This window comes from Streptomyces sp. NPDC041108 (genome assembly GCF_055592645.1).
In genome coordinates, this window is record NZ_JBVIYK010000008.1 from 324,188 (window position 1) to 338,388 (window position 14,201).

A 14,201-nucleotide genomic window follows, 5' to 3' on the forward strand; every position below is an offset into this window, starting at 1 on the left:
CGGTCCTGTGACAGCCGTTGGCGCCGGTCCGACGCGCCCCCGTCCACCGCTTAGGCTGTACGCCACTCATCGGTGTGTCACAGGAGCGAGGCGCGGGTGTCTTCGGGGGCGAACGAACAGACGGACGGTATCGGGCGGATGCTCGCCGGGCGGTACCGGATCGTGGGGCAACTCGGACGCGGCGGCATGGGCGTGGTCTGGCGGGCCGTGGACGAGGTGCTCCACCGCGAGGTCGCCGTCAAGGAACTGCGCACCTTCACGGACGCGGGCGCTCCCGAACTGGCCGACCTCGGGCTGCGGATGCAGCGCGAGGCACGGGCCGCCGCCCGCGTCCGGCACCCCGGGGTCGTCGCCGTGCACGACGTGGCCGAGGTCGACGGACGCCCGCTGATCGTCATGGAGCTGGTCGACGGGCCGTCCCTGGACGACGTCCTGCGCGACCGGGGGCTCCTCGACCCGCGCGAGGCGGCCGCCGTCGGCGCCAAGGTCATGGACGCCCTGGCCGCCGCCCACCGGGTCGGCGTACTGCACCGCGACGTCAAGCCCGGCAACATCCTCCTGGACCGCTCGGGCCGCGTCGTCCTCACCGACTTCGGCATCGCCACCATGGAGGACCCGGGCGACGGCTCCGCCACCCACCTCACCCGCAGCGGCGAACTCGTCGGCTCCCTCGACTACCTCGCCCCCGAACGCGCCCAGGGCCACGACCCCGGCCCCGCCTCCGACGTCTGGGCCCTCGGCGCCACCCTGTACGCGGCCGTGGAGGGCACCTCCCCGTTCCGGCGTACGTCCACCTGGTCGACGCTCACCGCGATCGTTAGCGACGAGCTGCCCGAACCCCGGCGGTCCGGACCGCTCGGAGCCGTCCTGCGGCAGCTGATGGACAAGCGTCCGGAGCGGCGCCCGGACGCCGACGCCGCCCGCGCCCTGCTGGAGGCCGTGGCCGCCGGAGGCGCCCCCGACTCCCCGGCTGCCACGGGGGCGGGCGGCGACCCGGCACCCCAGCCGAGGGCGGAGACCCAGCGGAGCGTGCCGTCGGTGCCCCCGGGCTTCGGACCGCCGACGGCCGGCGCGGGTGCCGCGGCCGGCGCGACGGGCCCCACCCCCGGCTTCGGTCCCCCGCAGCCGGTCGTCCCAGGGCCCGCCACCGGATCACCGGCGGAGGCCGCCACGCCCGGTGCGGTCGCCCCGCAGACGCCCGCACCACCCTCGGGACCTGTCACCACCGTCTCCCCGGCCGGCGGCCGGAGCGCCCGCAAGGGCAAGGGACGCGCCCTCCTCGCCGCCGTGGCCGTCGCCGTCGTCCTCGCCGCCTCCGGCGTCACCGTCGTCCTTCTCAACGGTGAGGAAGCGAAGAAGGGCGCCCGTACCTCCGCCGACGCGCCGGGCGGCGCCACCCCCTCGCCGGGCCGCAGCCGGGGCACGGTCGACCTCTCCGACGACGAAGCCGCCAAGGACAAGGGCAGGGCCAACGACGACAAGGACGTCAAGGCGACCCCGAGCCCCGGCGGGAAGGACGAGCAGGTGGACGACGAGGAGCCCGACGCGTCCGCCACCCCGCCGAAGAACGGCAGCGGCACCACCACCGGCGGCTCCGGCGGTGCGGAGACCTCGGGCGGCTCCACCGGCGGGGGCACGACCGGGGGGACCACCGGAGGGGCGACCGAGGAGGCGCCGGTCTGCCACGCGATCGGCGGCGGCAAGTACAACTGCACGGTCTGGACGACCGCCAAGTCCTACGACGCCGCCGGCACCGAGGTCGGCATCCTGAAGCAGGGCACCAACTACTTCTACTGCCAGCAGAACCTGGGCCGTCGGGAGACCTCCGGCAGGTGGACCAACGTGTGGTGGGCCAGGACCGACGACGACAGCGGCAACAGGAACGTCTTCGTCAGTGACGTCTACATCCAGGGCGGCGACAACGACGCCCCGGTGCCCGGCCTCCCGCTCTGCTGAGAGCCGGGTCCGGGTACGGCGTCCCTACGCCCCCGGGTGCGGCGTCACGTACCGCTCCAGGCCCGACACCGTCGTCCACCGCCGCTCGGCGAACAGCTCCCTGCCCCGCACGCACCGGCCCCGGTCGCCCCGTGCGCGGGCGCAGAACTCGTCCGGGGTGGTGCCGAACAGTTCACGCAACTCGGCGGACGCGGCGAGGAGTTCGCCGATGAGCGGCCGCTGCCGGCCCGGATGGCGACGCGGCCCGGGGCCGCCGTCGCGCAGGACGCCCCACCGGTTGACGTAGATCCAGGCGTGGTCGAGGACCTCGCCCGACTCCAGCTCGACGCGGAAGTCGGCGGCGGGCAGGAGGGCCCGCCGGAAGTTGCCGGTCGGCGAGTCGGCACCCTCGCTCGCGTCGACCACGGCGAGCTGCGCCTCGTCGAGCCAGGTGAGGAACAGCTCGGTGGTGGAGCCGGGGGAGCGGAACGGCGACGCGGACACGTAGCCGAGCAGGCTGACGTGCGCCGAGACGCCGATCCCGATACCGCCGACCCGGGCCTTGACCATGGGGATCCGGCACGGCACACCGTGCTCCGCCATCTTGTGGACGAGCTGCGCGGGGCAGGCGTTGGAACCGACCGAGAGGACGGGCGCGCGGTCCTCGAAGTGGAGTGTGTCCAGGGGCAGCATCCGGTTGCCGTCGAGCAGTCCGGACTCGGCGGGCCACACGCCCGGGTAGCTCAGCGGGTCCTCGCGCGGCGCCACGGCGAGACCGAGCGCTTCCAGCGTGCGGGGGTCGGGGGTCATCAAGGATCAGTCCGCGGGCGGGAGTTCGCCCGAACCGCGGGCGATCAGCCTGGTCGGCAGCTCGATGCGTTCCGGGGCGACGAGGGAACCGTCCAGCTGCCGGAACAGTCGCTCGGCGGCGGTGCGGCCCAGCCGGGCGGGGTCCTGGGCGACGACCGTGATGCCCGGCCGGAGCAGATCGGCCAGCTCGAAGTCGTCGAAGCCGACGAGGGCGACCGGGCGCGGGTGCTCGGCGAGGACCCGAACGACCGTCACCGTCACCCGGTTGTTGCCCGCGAAGACGGCCGTGACGGGGGACGGGCCGGACAGCATCCCCTCGGCCGCCCTGCGGACCCGCTCGGGGTCGGTGACGCCCAGCGACATCCACCCGTCCTCGACCGGTATGCCCGCGTCCTCCATGGCCGCCCGGTACCCGCGCAGCCGTTCGGCGGCGGTGTGGATCCGGGGCATGTCGCCGATGAAACCGACACGGCGGTGGCCGTGGGCGAGGAGGTGGGCGACGCCGTCGCGGGCCCCGCCGAAGCTGTCCGACAGCACGACGTCGGCGTCGATGCGCCCGGCCGGACGGTCCACGAACACCGTGGCGACGCCCGCCCTGATCTCGGGCTCCAGGTAGCGGTGGTCGTCGCCGGCCGGAATGATCACGAGCCCGTCCACGCGGCGGGCGCACAGTGCCAGCGCCAGTTCCTGCTCACGGTCCGGGTCCTCGGCGCTGGACCCGTTGATCAGCAGCGAGCCATGGGCGCGGGACACCTCCTCCACCGCCCGGCTGAGGGGGCCGTAGAACGGGTCGGCGAGATCCTCCAGGACCAGGCCGATGCTGGCGGTGCGGCCCTTGCGCAGCACCCGGGCGCTGTCGTTGCGCCGGAAGCCGAGTGCCTCGATCGCTTCCTGGACGCGGCGCTCGGTGTCGGGAGTGACGCCCGGCTCGCCGTTCACCACCCGGGAGACCGTCTTCAGACCCACTCCGGCCCGGGCCGCGACGTCCTTCATCGTGGGACGGTTGCCGTAGCGGCTCTCGGGGCGGCGGGCGATGCCGCCTGCGGTCTCGGGCACAGTGCGCGGTCCTGTCCTGTCGTCCACGGGTGTGGTCGGTGGTGCCGTGTCGGAATGGTGCGGCTGTTGAGGATGTGCCGTCGAGCATAGAGCCTGGACAACGTTGTCACGCCCAGGAGAGACTGTCTGTCGCATTCTCCGGCCGGCGCCCCCCACCAGGCGAGCGTCGTGCCGCCGGATTTCCGGCCGGAGATCCGGGCGCCGCTCTGCCGGGCGCCCGGCAGGAGACTCGCAGTGGGAGAACTGACACTGATGCAGACCGACCTCGTGGCCGCGCTCGACATCGGCGGCACCAAGATCGCCGGGGCGCTGGTGGACGGCCACGGCCGGATAGTGGTCCGCGCCCAGCGCCCGACGCCCGCGCGGGAGGACGGCGACACCGTCATGCGGGCCGTCGAGGGCGTGCTCGGCGAGCTGAGCGGCGTGCCCCGGTGGGGCGAGGTGACAGCCCTCGGCATCGGCAGCGCCGGGCCGGTGGACGCCTCGGCCGGCACGGTGAGCCCCGTGAACATCCACGGCTGGCGCGGCTTCCCCCTCGTCGAGCGGGTCCGGGCGGCGACCGGCGGGCTGCCCGTCGAGCTGATCGGTGACGGTGCGGCCATCACGGCGGCCGAGCACTGGCAGGGCGCGGCGCGCGGCCACGACAACGCGCTGTGCATGGTCGTGTCGACCGGCGTCGGCGGCGGCCTGGTCCTCGGCGGAAGACTGCACGCCGGTCCCACCGGCAACGCCGGCCACATCGGGCACATCAGCGTCGACCTCGACGGCGACGCCTGCCCGTGCGGCTCCCACGGCTGCGTCGAGCGCATCGCGAGCGGACCCAACATCGCCCGCCGCGCCCTGGACCACGGCTGGCGGCCCGGCCCCGACGGGGACACCTCGGCCGCCGCGGTCGCCGCCGCCGCGCGGGCGGGCGACCCGGTCGCGGTGGCGTCCTTCGAGCGTGCCGCACGGGCCCTCGCCGCGGGAATCGCCGCCACCGCCACCCTCGTCGAGATCGACATCGCGGTCGTCGGCGGCGGCGTCGCGAACGCCGGCGACGTCCTCTTCGCCCCCCTCCGCGCCGCCCTGAAGGACTACGCCACCCTCTCCTTCGTCCAGCACCTCACCGTCGCCCCCGCCGTGATGGGCACGGACGCGGGCCTCGTCGGAGCCGCCGCCGCGGCCCTGGCGGGGCGCCCCGGCGCGGGGGCGGCCCGGGTGGGATAGTCGCCGCCGTCGTCCGGACGGGGCCGGGTCCGAAAGTCGCCCGTGACCCCGCGGGGCGTTCCGTAGTTGAGCAGGGCATGAAGAAGCGCAGCATGCTCGCCATCGCCTCCCTCGCCACCGGTTTCGTCGTCGCGGCCATCACGCCGTCGCACGGCCTCGAAGCCGCCGACGCGCTCGGGAAGACGGACGGTCTGAGCAAACTGGACGTCGAGGGCACGCTCGGCAAGGTCGGCAAGACGGTCTCCAGCGAGAGCCTGGCGGTCGACAAGGGCGCCCTGGGGGGCCTGGCGGACCAGGGGGGCAAGGGCGGCAAGCAGGGCTGACGCCTGTACGGAGGGCGGTGGAATCCGCCGGTTCTCCGTCTCTCCCCTCGCATCGCGGTCGGCGGGCCCCACTCGGTGGGGCCCGCCGTCGTCGTCCGCGGATCGGCGACTTTCGGCTCCTCATCAGCGGCTGGTTTCCGTGGCGGGGTGGAGGGCAAGCCTCAGGGGGTCAACAGAAGAGGGGGAACCGTGATCGTCTGGATCAACGGTGCGTTCGGTGCGGGGAAGACCACCACCGCACGGGAACTGATCGAACTGATCCCGAACAGCACGCTCTTCGACCCCGAGGTCATCGGCGGCGCACTGACCCACATGCTGCCGGCCAAACGCCTCGCCGAGGTCGGCGACTTCCAGGATCTGCCCAGCTGGCGACGGCTTGTGGTCGACACCGCCGCCGCCCTCCTCGCCGAGCTGGGCGGCACCCTCGTGGTCCCCATGACGCTGCTCCGCCAGGAGTACCGCGACGAGATCTTCGGCGGCCTCGCGTCCCGCCGTATCGTCGTACGGCATCTGCTCCTGGCCCCGGCCGAAACGATACTGCGCGAGCGAATAGCCGGGCGGGAGATACCTCCCGACCTCCCCGACGGCGAGATGCGGCTGCGTCAATGGGCGTACGACCACATCGCGCCCTACCGCGCGGCCCTGGGTGGCTGGCTCACCGCGGACGCCCATCTCGTCGACACCGGCGCCCTCACCCCGTACGAGACCGCGCGGCGCATCGCCGACGCCGTGGCCACCGACGACGTACCCGCGTGCGACATCGTGCAGACCCCCGAGCCGACCGCCGAGACGGTCGCCGCGGGGGTCCTGCTGTTCGACGAGGACGACCGGGTCCTGCTGGTCGACCCGACCTACAAGGCCGGCTGGGAGTTTCCCGGCGGCGTCGTGGAGTCCGGGGAGGCCCCGGCGCGGGCCGGTGTGCGTGAGGTCCTGGAGGAGATCGGGATACGGCTGGACGAGGTACCCCGGCTGCTGGTGGTGGACTGGGAGGCGCCCCGCCCGCCCGGATACGGCGGACTGCGCCTGTTGTTCGACGGGGGCCGTCTCGACGTCAGCGGTGCGCGGCGGCCGGTCCTGCCCGGTCCCGAGCTGCGCGACTGGCGGTTCGTGACCGAGGAGGAGGCCGCGGAACTGCTGCCGCCGGTGCGGTACGAACGGCTGCGGTGGGCGCTTCGGGCGCGGGAGCGGGGCGCCGCGCTGTACCTGGAGGCCGGTGTGCCGGTGTGAGAGGCCCGCCGCCGCCCGTCCAGGCCCCGGAGTCCTAGCTCAGACACCAGCCGCAAAGTAGCGATCAGGACTTCGTGACCCCGGTCTTCTTGGGCTGGCGGGGCACGGTCTTGGTCTTGTCGAGGTGCCCGTACACCGTCGACCGCGGCACGCCGAACATGTCGGCGATCTGCTGGACGGTCTTCTCCCGCTCGTCGTATAGCCGTTGGGCGAGCGCGGCCTGATCCTCGGTGAGCTTCGGCCGGCGCCCGCCGACCCGGCCGCGGGCCCGTGCGGAGGCGAGCCCATCGTTGGTGTTCGCCACGATCAGCTCGCGCTGGAGCTCGGCGAGCACGGACAGCATCCCAAACATCGCCCGGCCCTCCATGGTGGAGGTGTCGATGCCCTGCTCGATGACGTGGAGCCCGATGCCGCGCTCGCGCAGGTTGGCGCCGAGCGTCACCAGGTGCAGCACGGAGCGGGAGAGCCGGTCGAGCCGGGTGACCTTCAGTGTGTCGCCCTCGCGGAGCAACTGCATGACGAGGTCGAGCTTCGGGCGGGACGCCTTCGCGCCGCTGGCGACGTCGACGTGGATGTTGTCGCGGTCGACGCCGTGGCGGAGAAGTGCGTCGATCTGGTGATCGGGATTCTGGTCGGCCGTCGATGTGCGGCAGTAGCCGATGAGCATTGTCGGAAACTACCCGAAGGACCGTTCTCCGACGTTGATTCCCGACGCGAGTTGCCGACACTGCCCACCTGCGGGTTCGTGATCGTGACCCCGAGTGTCGGCAGACGGTCGTTTGCCGACACTCAAGAGCCCGGGGGATCCACAATGGGAGCGTCCGGCCGGCGGCCAGGCGCGGATCCCCGGGGAGACTCGTCAGCGGGCAGCGAGGAGGCCGTCCACCATGGCTCGGAGCCCATCGAGGTAGGTGTCCTCGGCGGTCAGCGGTGCCCAGTGGTCCGCAACCTGTGCCAGGCGGGGTAGTTCGCTCGGGTCGAGATCGGCGAAGACCCGCTCCCGGTAGATGGGGCGGTCGTCGTCTGTGCGCCTCCGGGCCGCCGTCGCCCGGACCACGATTTCTCCGGCCGTGTAGTACCAGATGGCGCGGTATCCGTGCACGGCCCGCTCGGGAGTCAGTCCGCATTCGACCAGGCCGTCGACTATCTGCTCGACGAACCACAGGGCGGATGTGGACATCAGGTCGTCGGCGGTCAGCACCTCCACGATCCAGGGGCAGGCGGCGAGCGCCTCGTGGATCGCGGTAGCAGCGACGACGATCCGCTCGCGAGGCTGGGTGGGCAGTTCGGGCCGGTGCAGCGCCTGTGCGGCGTAGTCGTCCAGCAGCAGGACGAGCAATTCTTCCTTGTTGCGGACGTGGTGGTAGAGCGCCATCGGCGTGCTGCCGACCTCCGCGGCCAGCCGCCGCATGGTCAGCCGGTCGACGCCTTCCGCATCCACGATCCGACGGGCCGTTGTGACGACCTCCTCGCGGGAGATACGGGGAGGTCGGCCGAGCGTTTTGCGCGGTGTGGACGGTTGCGGCATGCCCTCATCATCCCCCAGGTGTCGACAGCGGTGATCCCTCAGAGCTACTTTCCTTACATGTATAAAAATATGCGAGGGCGGCCCGGAGTGGTGCTGGCGGCGGTGGCCGTCGCCCAGTTCGCCGTCGCCCTGGACCTGTCGGTGGTCAACGTCGCACTGCCCGCAATGCGCACCGCGTTAGAGTTCGCACCACTCGACCTGTCGTGGGTCGTGCACATCTACGCGCTCACGCTCGGCGGATTTCTGCTGCTGGGTGGCCGCGCATGCGACCTGTACGGCCGGCGCCGGCTCTTCGTGCTGGGCCTGGCCGTCTTTGGGCTGTGCTCACTGGCGGGCGGGCTGGCCCAGGCGCCTTGGCAACTGATCGCCGCCCGCGCCGGTCAGGGCCTGGGAGCCGCAGCGGCCACCCCGGCCACGCTGGCGATGCTCACCACCACGTTCCCCGAGGGCCCGCAGCGCGTACGCGCGCTCGGGGTATGGAGCGGGGTGAACGCCGCAGGAGGAGCACTGGGCGTGCTGGCGGGTGGCCTGCTGACCCAGTACGCGGGCTGGCGTTGGGTGATGCTGATCAATCTGCCCATCGTGGCAGTGGCTCTCGCGCTGGTTCTCGCAGGCGTGCCCGCCGAAGAACGCCCCGCCCGACGCGAGAGGTTGGACGTGCTCGGCGCCGTCCTGGCAACCGGTGGAGCCGGGCTGCTGGTGCTCGGGGTGGTCCGCACCGACACCCAAGGGTGGGGTTCCCCCGCCACATGGGCGGTGCTCGGCGCCGCGGCCGCGCTCCTGGCCGCCTTCGTCGTCGCCGAATCCCGAGCTCCCGCACCGCTGTTGCGCCTCGGCCTGCTGCGCAGCCGCTGGGTCGCTGGCGCCAACGTGCTGGTCTTCTTCTCCACGGCAGGGCAGTTCGCGGCGTTCTACTTCGTGTCCCTGTACATGCAGCAGGTGCTCGACATGGGTGCCGCAGCAACCGGCACCGCGTTCCTGCCCTTCTCCGCGAGCCTGGTCGCGGGCAGCCTCGTCGCGACCCGCGTTACCGCGGCACGCACCCCCCGTACGTCCCTGGTGCCCGGCGCCCTGCTCGCTGCCGCGGGCCTGGCCTGGTTCGCCTTCATCAGTCCCAACGGCGGCTTCCTCACGGACGTACTCGGCCCCTGCATCATCACCGGAGTCGGCGTCGGACTGGTCATCGCCCCGATCGTCGCCGCCGCAACCACCGGCGTCGCCCCCCGTGAGGCTGGCATGGTCTCCGGCCTCATGAACAGCTCCCGCCAACTCGGCGGCTGCATCGGCCTGGCCTCCCTGGCCACCATCGCCGCACACCGCACCGGCGCGGCCACCGACCCTGCCGCGCTCAACGACGGCTACGCACTGGGCTTGGCCATCGCCGCCGCCCTCTTCGTGATCGCGGCGACCGTGGCGATCGGCGTGCTGCCCCGCCGCCGGACCGAAACACCTGCACCACGACCTGCCACCACCGCAGAGAACCGACTGGAAGGAACGCCGTCATGACGACGACACCCCTCTCACCCATCGACCTGTTCGCCTCAGCGCTGCACATCCACCCCGACGGCGACGTCAAAGCTGCCGAACGGCGGATGACGAGCAGTGACTCCGGCGCCTGGCAGATCGCGACGTTCCACGTGGAGACCGACACCGACGTTCACGCCGATCACTGGGAGATGCACCCGGAGGCCGAGGAAGCGGTGTGCTGCCTGACCGGCGGCGTCCGCATCTACTTCCGCCCCACTGAGCCCGACAGCGCCGAGCACATGGTCCAGTTGCAGGCAGGCACCGCCGTGATCGTCCCCCGCGGCCGCTGGCATCGGCTGGAGCTGGACGCCCCCAGCGACCTGATGTCGATCACCCTTCGCCACGGCACCCGCCTCGAAAGGCGCACTGACACTCGCTAAGCGGAATGTGGCCCGGCAGACACCCTGCCGAGCCATCACGACCTCACCCAGTACGCGCTCAGCTGGGCTCTTTGACGGCAGCCTCGGAGCGCGCCGGCCGGGGCAGATTGACCGCAAACCCCAGGTCGAGGCGCTTTTCCATGTCGAGCCGGAACGTGCCGTACGGGTTGATGTTCGACCAGAAGAGCGCGGTCAGTCCGCGCCGGTCCTCGTCCGAGAGCTTCTTCGCCCACGCCGGTTCGGCAAGAACACGTTGAAGCAGCAGCGTGTTGACGTGCACGAGCGCGGATTGGAGCAGGTGCAAAGCGAGCATCGAGGTCTCGGCGTGCTCCTTGTCGGGACCCGTCAGGGCACCGTCTTTTCCGTAGTGCAGGACGGTGTTCGCGCTGTTCCAGTTCTCCACGACCTGGAGCCCGCCGTGGATCTCGCGGCGTAGGTCGGGGCTGGCGAGGTAGTCGCACGCGAAGATCGTGCGTACGGCCCGGCCGAGCTCTTCGAGGGCCTGGTAGGTGGGGTGCTTGGGGCCGCCGCGGGTGAAGCGCCGCAGGACCTGTTCGGCCTCCGCGGTGCCCAAGCGCAGCGCGGTGGCGTACTTGACCATCTGGTCGTACTGCTGGGCGATCAGGTCCCAGCGGAAGGGCGAGCAACAGGCGGCGCTGGAGGATGGCCCGGTCTATACGCTCGTAGGCGGCGACGGAGGCGAACTCGTCGGTGAAGCCGGTGTCGAAGTCGGCGTTCTTCAGCACGTCCAGGAGGTCGAGGACGCCCCAGCGGCGTACGACCTCGTCCTTGAGCGCCTGAAGGCCGGTGGGCTCGTCCAGCTTCTCCAGCTTCGGCACGGTGATCCACGGCTCGCCGTGCCGGGTGATGACCTTCACCCCGCCCGCCGAGCCGTCCGCGAGCGCGGCCGACAACCGGTCCAGGCCGTCCGTCATGCGCCGCTTCAGGTCCGTGATGAACGCCTGCGGGTCCATCGGCTGGCGAATCGCGGCGTAGTGCACGGTGCGGGTGGCCTCGAAGTCGCCAGGCAGGTCGTCCTCCGGGTTGCGCCAGCGCAGCCCGCCCTCGACGTAGATCTCGCGGCGCCGGATCGCATCCCGCAGCGCGACCAAGACACACAGCTCGTACGGGATGCGCTCGACCTTGCCCTTGTCATCGACGACCGCCTCGCGCCAGTCCCTGCGTACGACGCCGTCCATCGCCACAGCCTCGGCGGCGTCGTAGAAGCGGATCTTGCCGTCGACGTCGGCGTACTTGGCCAGCAGCTTCAGCGCGTCCATCACCGGCCGGTAAGCGGTGTTGTTACACCTGAAGCCCAGCGTGTTCAGCAGCGGTGGCAGCATCTGCCGGTAGTACGAGCTGTAGGAGGCGCGCAGGGTGGTGCGGACCTTGGCCTTGAAGACCTTCGCGTTCGCCTTCGCCTCGGCGACCAGGTCACGCAGCGTCTTCTCACCCACCACCGGGTACAGGGCTGTGCGCACGACCTCGTCCGGCTGGCCGATCGCGGCGTCGGCGAGTTTGAAGAGGATGCCCTCCTTGCCGCGGACCTTCTTCAGCTCCGCTGTCAGCTGCTTCTCCACGCGCCGCTCGGCACGGGCGTTGATCTTCTGCACCAGGGCGACCAGCAGGTCCACCAGGGCGTCGGTGATTTCTGCCTGCCGGGAGGAACACAGGGCCGCGAGCAGCGTGATCCGGACGTCCTCGGCGGTGTCCCGGAAGTCGGAGGGGTACATCTTGATCGCCCGCGCCCGCCACGCGGCCAGCAGTTTCTCCGAGCAGTCCGCGAACAGCCCATCGGGCAGGCCGAGTTTACGTACGTCGTTCAGTTTGGTGATCTCCGTCAGCAGGGAGTCCAGGCCGACCGCGCCGGGGTCGCGCTTGAGCGCGGCCAGCAGGGCGGTGCCGTCGTCGTTGTCCTCCGCGACCAGCGCCAGCAGCCGGGCCGTGCCCGCGTCGCCCAGGCGCTCGATGGTCCGGGTGCAGAACGCCTTCTCCCACCGGCCCCGCGCGGCGACCAGGACCTTCTCGATCCGGGTCCGGCCCGGAGGCTCGATCTTCCTCGCCCGGCATTCGACCAGCAGGGCCTCGTGCTGCCGGTCCTCCACCAGCTCGACCGCGCACACCTCCGCGGCCAACCACGTCGCCAGCTGTTCCTCGTCCCTTAGCGTCGCCGGCCGGAACCCCAGAGCCTCCCGGACCTGCGCACGGTGGTACTCGGTGGTTCGACCGGTCAGAGAGTACTTCGCGAAGTCGGCAGCCGGGACCTTCACCAGGCCAGCGACGTACTCCACCGCCGCGGCCGGGATCTCCTCCAGCAGATCAGGGAACCGACCCTCGATCTCGAAGAACTTCAGCATCAGGCAGAAGCCGAGCCGGGTTGCCCCGGTCTTGTTGGCCACCAACTTCCAGTCGCCGTCCACCAGCGTCCAGCTCGCCAACAGCTCTTCCGGCGACCACTCCTGTCGCACGCCCACCCCTCCCGGCCGATCCCCAAATCACTTGATCAGACCAACGAGACGACTGAAGCGGGGAAACGGGCCGTCTGACGACCCAAAAGCTACCTGCCGGTTACCTTGCGGCTGGTGTCTGAGCTAGGACTCCGGGGCCGTCCAGGGAGCGGCCGCGGACGTTCTCGCGTCGCTCGCGGAGCCCAGGCGCGGCGCGGCTCACGCGGCGGTCACCGCGCCCCCGACGGGCGCGGATCCCCGCCGGTCCCGGACCCTCAGCTCGCCGCGTAGTTGCGCAGGAACAGCGCCTCCGTCACGGCCATGCGCTCCAGCTCCTGCGGGGACACGCTCTCGTCGACCGCGTGGATCCGGGCCTCGGGCTCGCTGAGGCCGATGAGGAGGATCTCGGCCTCGGGGTAGAGGGCGGCGAGGGTGTTGCACAGGGGGATCGAACCGCCGTGGCCCGCGTACTGCATCTCCTGGCCCGGGTAGGCGACGGCCATGGCCGAGGCCATCGCCTCGTACGCGGGGCTGGCGGTGTCGGCGCGGAACGCCTCGCCGTGGCCGATCGGTTCACATTCCACGCGGGCGCCCCACGGGGTGTGCGCCACCAGGTGCGCTTCGAGCAGCTTGATCGCCTGCCGGACGTCGACGCCCGGCGGGACGCGCAGGCCGATCAGGGCGCGGGCGCTCGCCTGGATCGACGGGGTCGCGCCGACCACCGGCGGTACGTCGATGCCGAGCACGGTGGCGGACGGGCGCGCCCAGATGCGGTCGGCGACCGTGCCGTCGCCGACCAGCCGCACGCCGTCGAGCACCCGGGCGTCCTCGCGGAACCGCTCCTCGGGGTACTGCAGTCCGTCCCACGTCCCCTCGCCCGCGAGGCCGTCGACGGTCGTCGTGCCGTCCTCGGCGCGCAGCGAGTCGAGCACGCGGATCAGCGCGGCCAGCGCGTCGGGTGCCGCGCCGCCGAACTGGCCCGAGTGCAGGTTGCCTTCGAGGGCGTCGATCCGGACGCGCATGGCGATCATGCCGCGCAGGGAGGCGGTCACCGTCGGCAGTCCGACGCGGAAGTTGCCTGCGTCGCCGATGACGACGGTGTCGGCGGCGAGCAGTTCGGGGTGCGCCTCGGCGTACCGCTGGAGTCCGCCCGTGCCCATCTCCTCCGAGCCCTCGGCGATCACCTTGACGTGGACCGGCACCCCGCCGTTCGCCTTCAGTGCCCGCAGCGCGAGCAGGTGCATGATCACACCGCCCTTGCAGTCGGCGGCGCCCCGCCCGTACCAGCGGCCGTCGCGCTCGGTCAGCTCGAACGGAGGCGATCCCCAGGCTGCCTCGTCCAGCGGCGGCTGCACGTCGTAGTGCGCGTAGAGCAGCACGGTCCTCGCGCCCTCGGGCCCCGGCAGGAACCCGTACACGGACTGGGTGCCGTCGGGGGTGTCGAGCAGGGCGACGTCCTGGAAACCCTCGGCGCGCAGCGCGTCGGCCACCCAGTTCGCGGCGCCCTCGCTCTCGCTGCGGGGGTACTGGTCGAAGTCCGCCACCGACTTGAAGGCCACCAGTTCGGCGAGCTCCTCCTTCGCCCGGGGAATCAGCGAGGCGACGGTCTCGGCGACCTGGTTCGACGGCATGGGCACGCTCCTCGTGGGTGCGACGTTGTCCTGGTGGGCATGTGGCTGCGTACGCGCTTGCCCGGAGTGTCGGTGTAGGGCGCACGCGCTGCCGATCCTCCCACAGCGGTCCTCGGCGTCACCCGCCG

The 14,201-nt window shown here is 71.8% G+C and carries 12 protein-coding genes and 1 pseudogene; 6 read left to right on the plus strand and 7 right to left on the minus strand.

Going from position 1 to position 14,201, the window contains the following annotated elements:
* The first annotated feature begins 96 nt into the window (after positions 1-96).
* Positions 97-1,956 carry a serine/threonine-protein kinase gene (locus ACZ6BB_RS24195; RefSeq protein ID WP_471617244.1) on the plus strand — a complete coding sequence of 620 codons (1,860 nt, stop codon included), beginning with the start codon at positions 97-99 and terminating at the stop codon, positions 1,954-1,956.
* Positions 1,957-1,980: 24 nt separating this feature from the next.
* Here the strand turns inward: ACZ6BB_RS24195 and ACZ6BB_RS24200 are convergent, their stop codons facing one another.
* Positions 1,981-2,745: a hypothetical protein gene (locus ACZ6BB_RS24200; RefSeq protein WP_471617245.1), complete on the minus strand. Its 765-nt coding sequence runs from the start codon at positions 2,743-2,745 to the stop codon at positions 1,981-1,983.
* 6 nt (positions 2,746-2,751) lie between these two features.
* Positions 2,752-3,801, minus strand: a complete 1,050-nt coding sequence (locus ACZ6BB_RS24205) for a LacI family DNA-binding transcriptional regulator (protein ID WP_471617246.1) — start codon at positions 3,799-3,801, stop codon at positions 2,752-2,754.
* Between the two features lie 252 nt (positions 3,802-4,053).
* On the opposite strand from ACZ6BB_RS24205, the gene ACZ6BB_RS24210 reads away from it, so the two are divergent.
* From ACZ6BB_RS24210 to ACZ6BB_RS24220, 3 genes are all read left to right on the plus strand, one after another.
* Positions 4,054-5,010, plus strand: coding sequence for an ROK family protein (locus ACZ6BB_RS24210; RefSeq protein ID WP_471617349.1), 957 nt, complete (start codon positions 4,054-4,056; stop codon positions 5,008-5,010).
* 77 nt (positions 5,011-5,087) lie between these two features.
* Positions 5,088-5,333, plus strand: a complete 246-nt coding sequence (locus ACZ6BB_RS24215; protein ID WP_471617247.1) for a hypothetical protein — start codon at positions 5,088-5,090, stop codon at positions 5,331-5,333.
* A gap of 189 nt (positions 5,334-5,522) precedes the next feature.
* Positions 5,523-6,560 carry an NUDIX hydrolase gene (locus tag ACZ6BB_RS24220; RefSeq protein WP_471617248.1) on the plus strand — a complete coding sequence of 346 codons (1,038 nt, stop codon included), beginning with the start codon at positions 5,523-5,525 and terminating at the stop codon, positions 6,558-6,560.
* A gap of 64 nt (positions 6,561-6,624) precedes the next feature.
* On the opposite strand, the gene ACZ6BB_RS24225 is transcribed toward ACZ6BB_RS24220, so the two are convergent.
* Together ACZ6BB_RS24225 and ACZ6BB_RS24230 are read right to left on the minus strand one after the other, a co-directional pair.
* The gene (locus ACZ6BB_RS24225) at positions 6,625-7,227 is read right to left on the minus strand and encodes a recombinase family protein (RefSeq protein ID WP_471617249.1); all 603 of its coding nucleotides are present in this window, start codon (positions 7,225-7,227) and stop codon (positions 6,625-6,627) included.
* A gap of 192 nt (positions 7,228-7,419) precedes the next feature.
* Entirely contained in the window at positions 7,420-8,088 is a 669-nt protein-coding gene (locus ACZ6BB_RS24230) for a TetR/AcrR family transcriptional regulator (RefSeq protein ID WP_471617250.1), read from the minus strand.
* A 57-nt stretch (positions 8,089-8,145) separates the two neighbouring features.
* On the opposite strand from ACZ6BB_RS24230, the gene ACZ6BB_RS24235 reads away from it, so the two are divergent.
* Together ACZ6BB_RS24235 and ACZ6BB_RS24240 are read left to right on the plus strand one after the other, a co-directional pair.
* Positions 8,146-9,594 carry an MFS transporter gene (locus ACZ6BB_RS24235; protein ID WP_471617350.1) on the plus strand — a complete coding sequence of 483 codons (1,449 nt, stop codon included), beginning with the start codon at positions 8,146-8,148 and terminating at the stop codon, positions 9,592-9,594.
* Entirely contained in the window at positions 9,591-9,995 is a 405-nt protein-coding gene (locus ACZ6BB_RS24240; RefSeq protein ID WP_471617251.1) for a cupin, read from the plus strand. The genes ACZ6BB_RS24235 and ACZ6BB_RS24240 overlap by 4 nt, the downstream gene beginning before the upstream one ends.
* A gap of 58 nt (positions 9,996-10,053) precedes the next feature.
* On the opposite strand, the gene ACZ6BB_RS24245 is transcribed toward ACZ6BB_RS24240, so the two are convergent.
* The 3 genes and pseudogenes from ACZ6BB_RS24245 to ACZ6BB_RS24255 form a co-directional block, all read right to left on the minus strand.
* Positions 10,054-10,596 carry a Tn3 family transposase gene (locus ACZ6BB_RS24245; RefSeq protein WP_471617351.1) on the minus strand — a complete coding sequence of 181 codons (543 nt, stop codon included), beginning with the start codon at positions 10,594-10,596 and terminating at the stop codon, positions 10,054-10,056.
* A 1,468-nt stretch (positions 10,597-12,064) separates the two neighbouring features.
* Positions 12,065-12,469: pseudogene (locus ACZ6BB_RS24250) on the minus strand (DUF4158 domain-containing protein); the annotation flags it as partial.
* A gap of 248 nt (positions 12,470-12,717) precedes the next feature.
* The gene (locus ACZ6BB_RS24255) at positions 12,718-14,073 is read right to left on the minus strand and encodes a M20/M25/M40 family metallo-hydrolase (RefSeq protein ID WP_471617252.1); all 1,356 of its coding nucleotides are present in this window, start codon (positions 14,071-14,073) and stop codon (positions 12,718-12,720) included.
* Positions 14,074-14,201: the final 128 nt, after the last annotated feature.

Bases quoted from the DNA above. Each gene is read 5' to 3' on its own strand.
- ACZ6BB_RS24255 (WP_471617252.1), bottom strand. From the start codon at position 14,073: ATGCCGTCGAACCAGGTCGCCGAGACCGTCGCCTCGCTGATTCCCCGG.
- ACZ6BB_RS24210 (WP_471617349.1), top strand. From the start codon at position 4,054: ATGCAGACCGACCTCGTGGCCGCGCTCGACATCGGCGGCACCAAGATC.
- ACZ6BB_RS24245 (WP_471617351.1), bottom strand. From the start codon at position 10,596: ATGGTCAAGTACGCCACCGCGCTGCGCTTGGGCACCGCGGAGGCCGAA.
- ACZ6BB_RS24200 (WP_471617245.1), bottom strand. From the start codon at position 2,745: ATGACCCCCGACCCCCGCACGCTGGAAGCGCTCGGTCTCGCCGTGGCG.
- ACZ6BB_RS24235 (WP_471617350.1), top strand. From the start codon at position 8,146: ATGTATAAAAATATGCGAGGGCGGCCCGGAGTGGTGCTGGCGGCGGTG.
- ACZ6BB_RS24240 (WP_471617251.1), top strand. From the start codon at position 9,591: ATGACGACGACACCCCTCTCACCCATCGACCTGTTCGCCTCAGCGCTG.
- ACZ6BB_RS24225 (WP_471617249.1), bottom strand. From the start codon at position 7,227: ATGCTCATCGGCTACTGCCGCACATCGACGGCCGACCAGAATCCCGAT.
- ACZ6BB_RS24215 (WP_471617247.1), top strand. From the start codon at position 5,088: ATGAAGAAGCGCAGCATGCTCGCCATCGCCTCCCTCGCCACCGGTTTC.
- ACZ6BB_RS24230 (WP_471617250.1), bottom strand. From the start codon at position 8,088: ATGCCGCAACCGTCCACACCGCGCAAAACGCTCGGCCGACCTCCCCGT.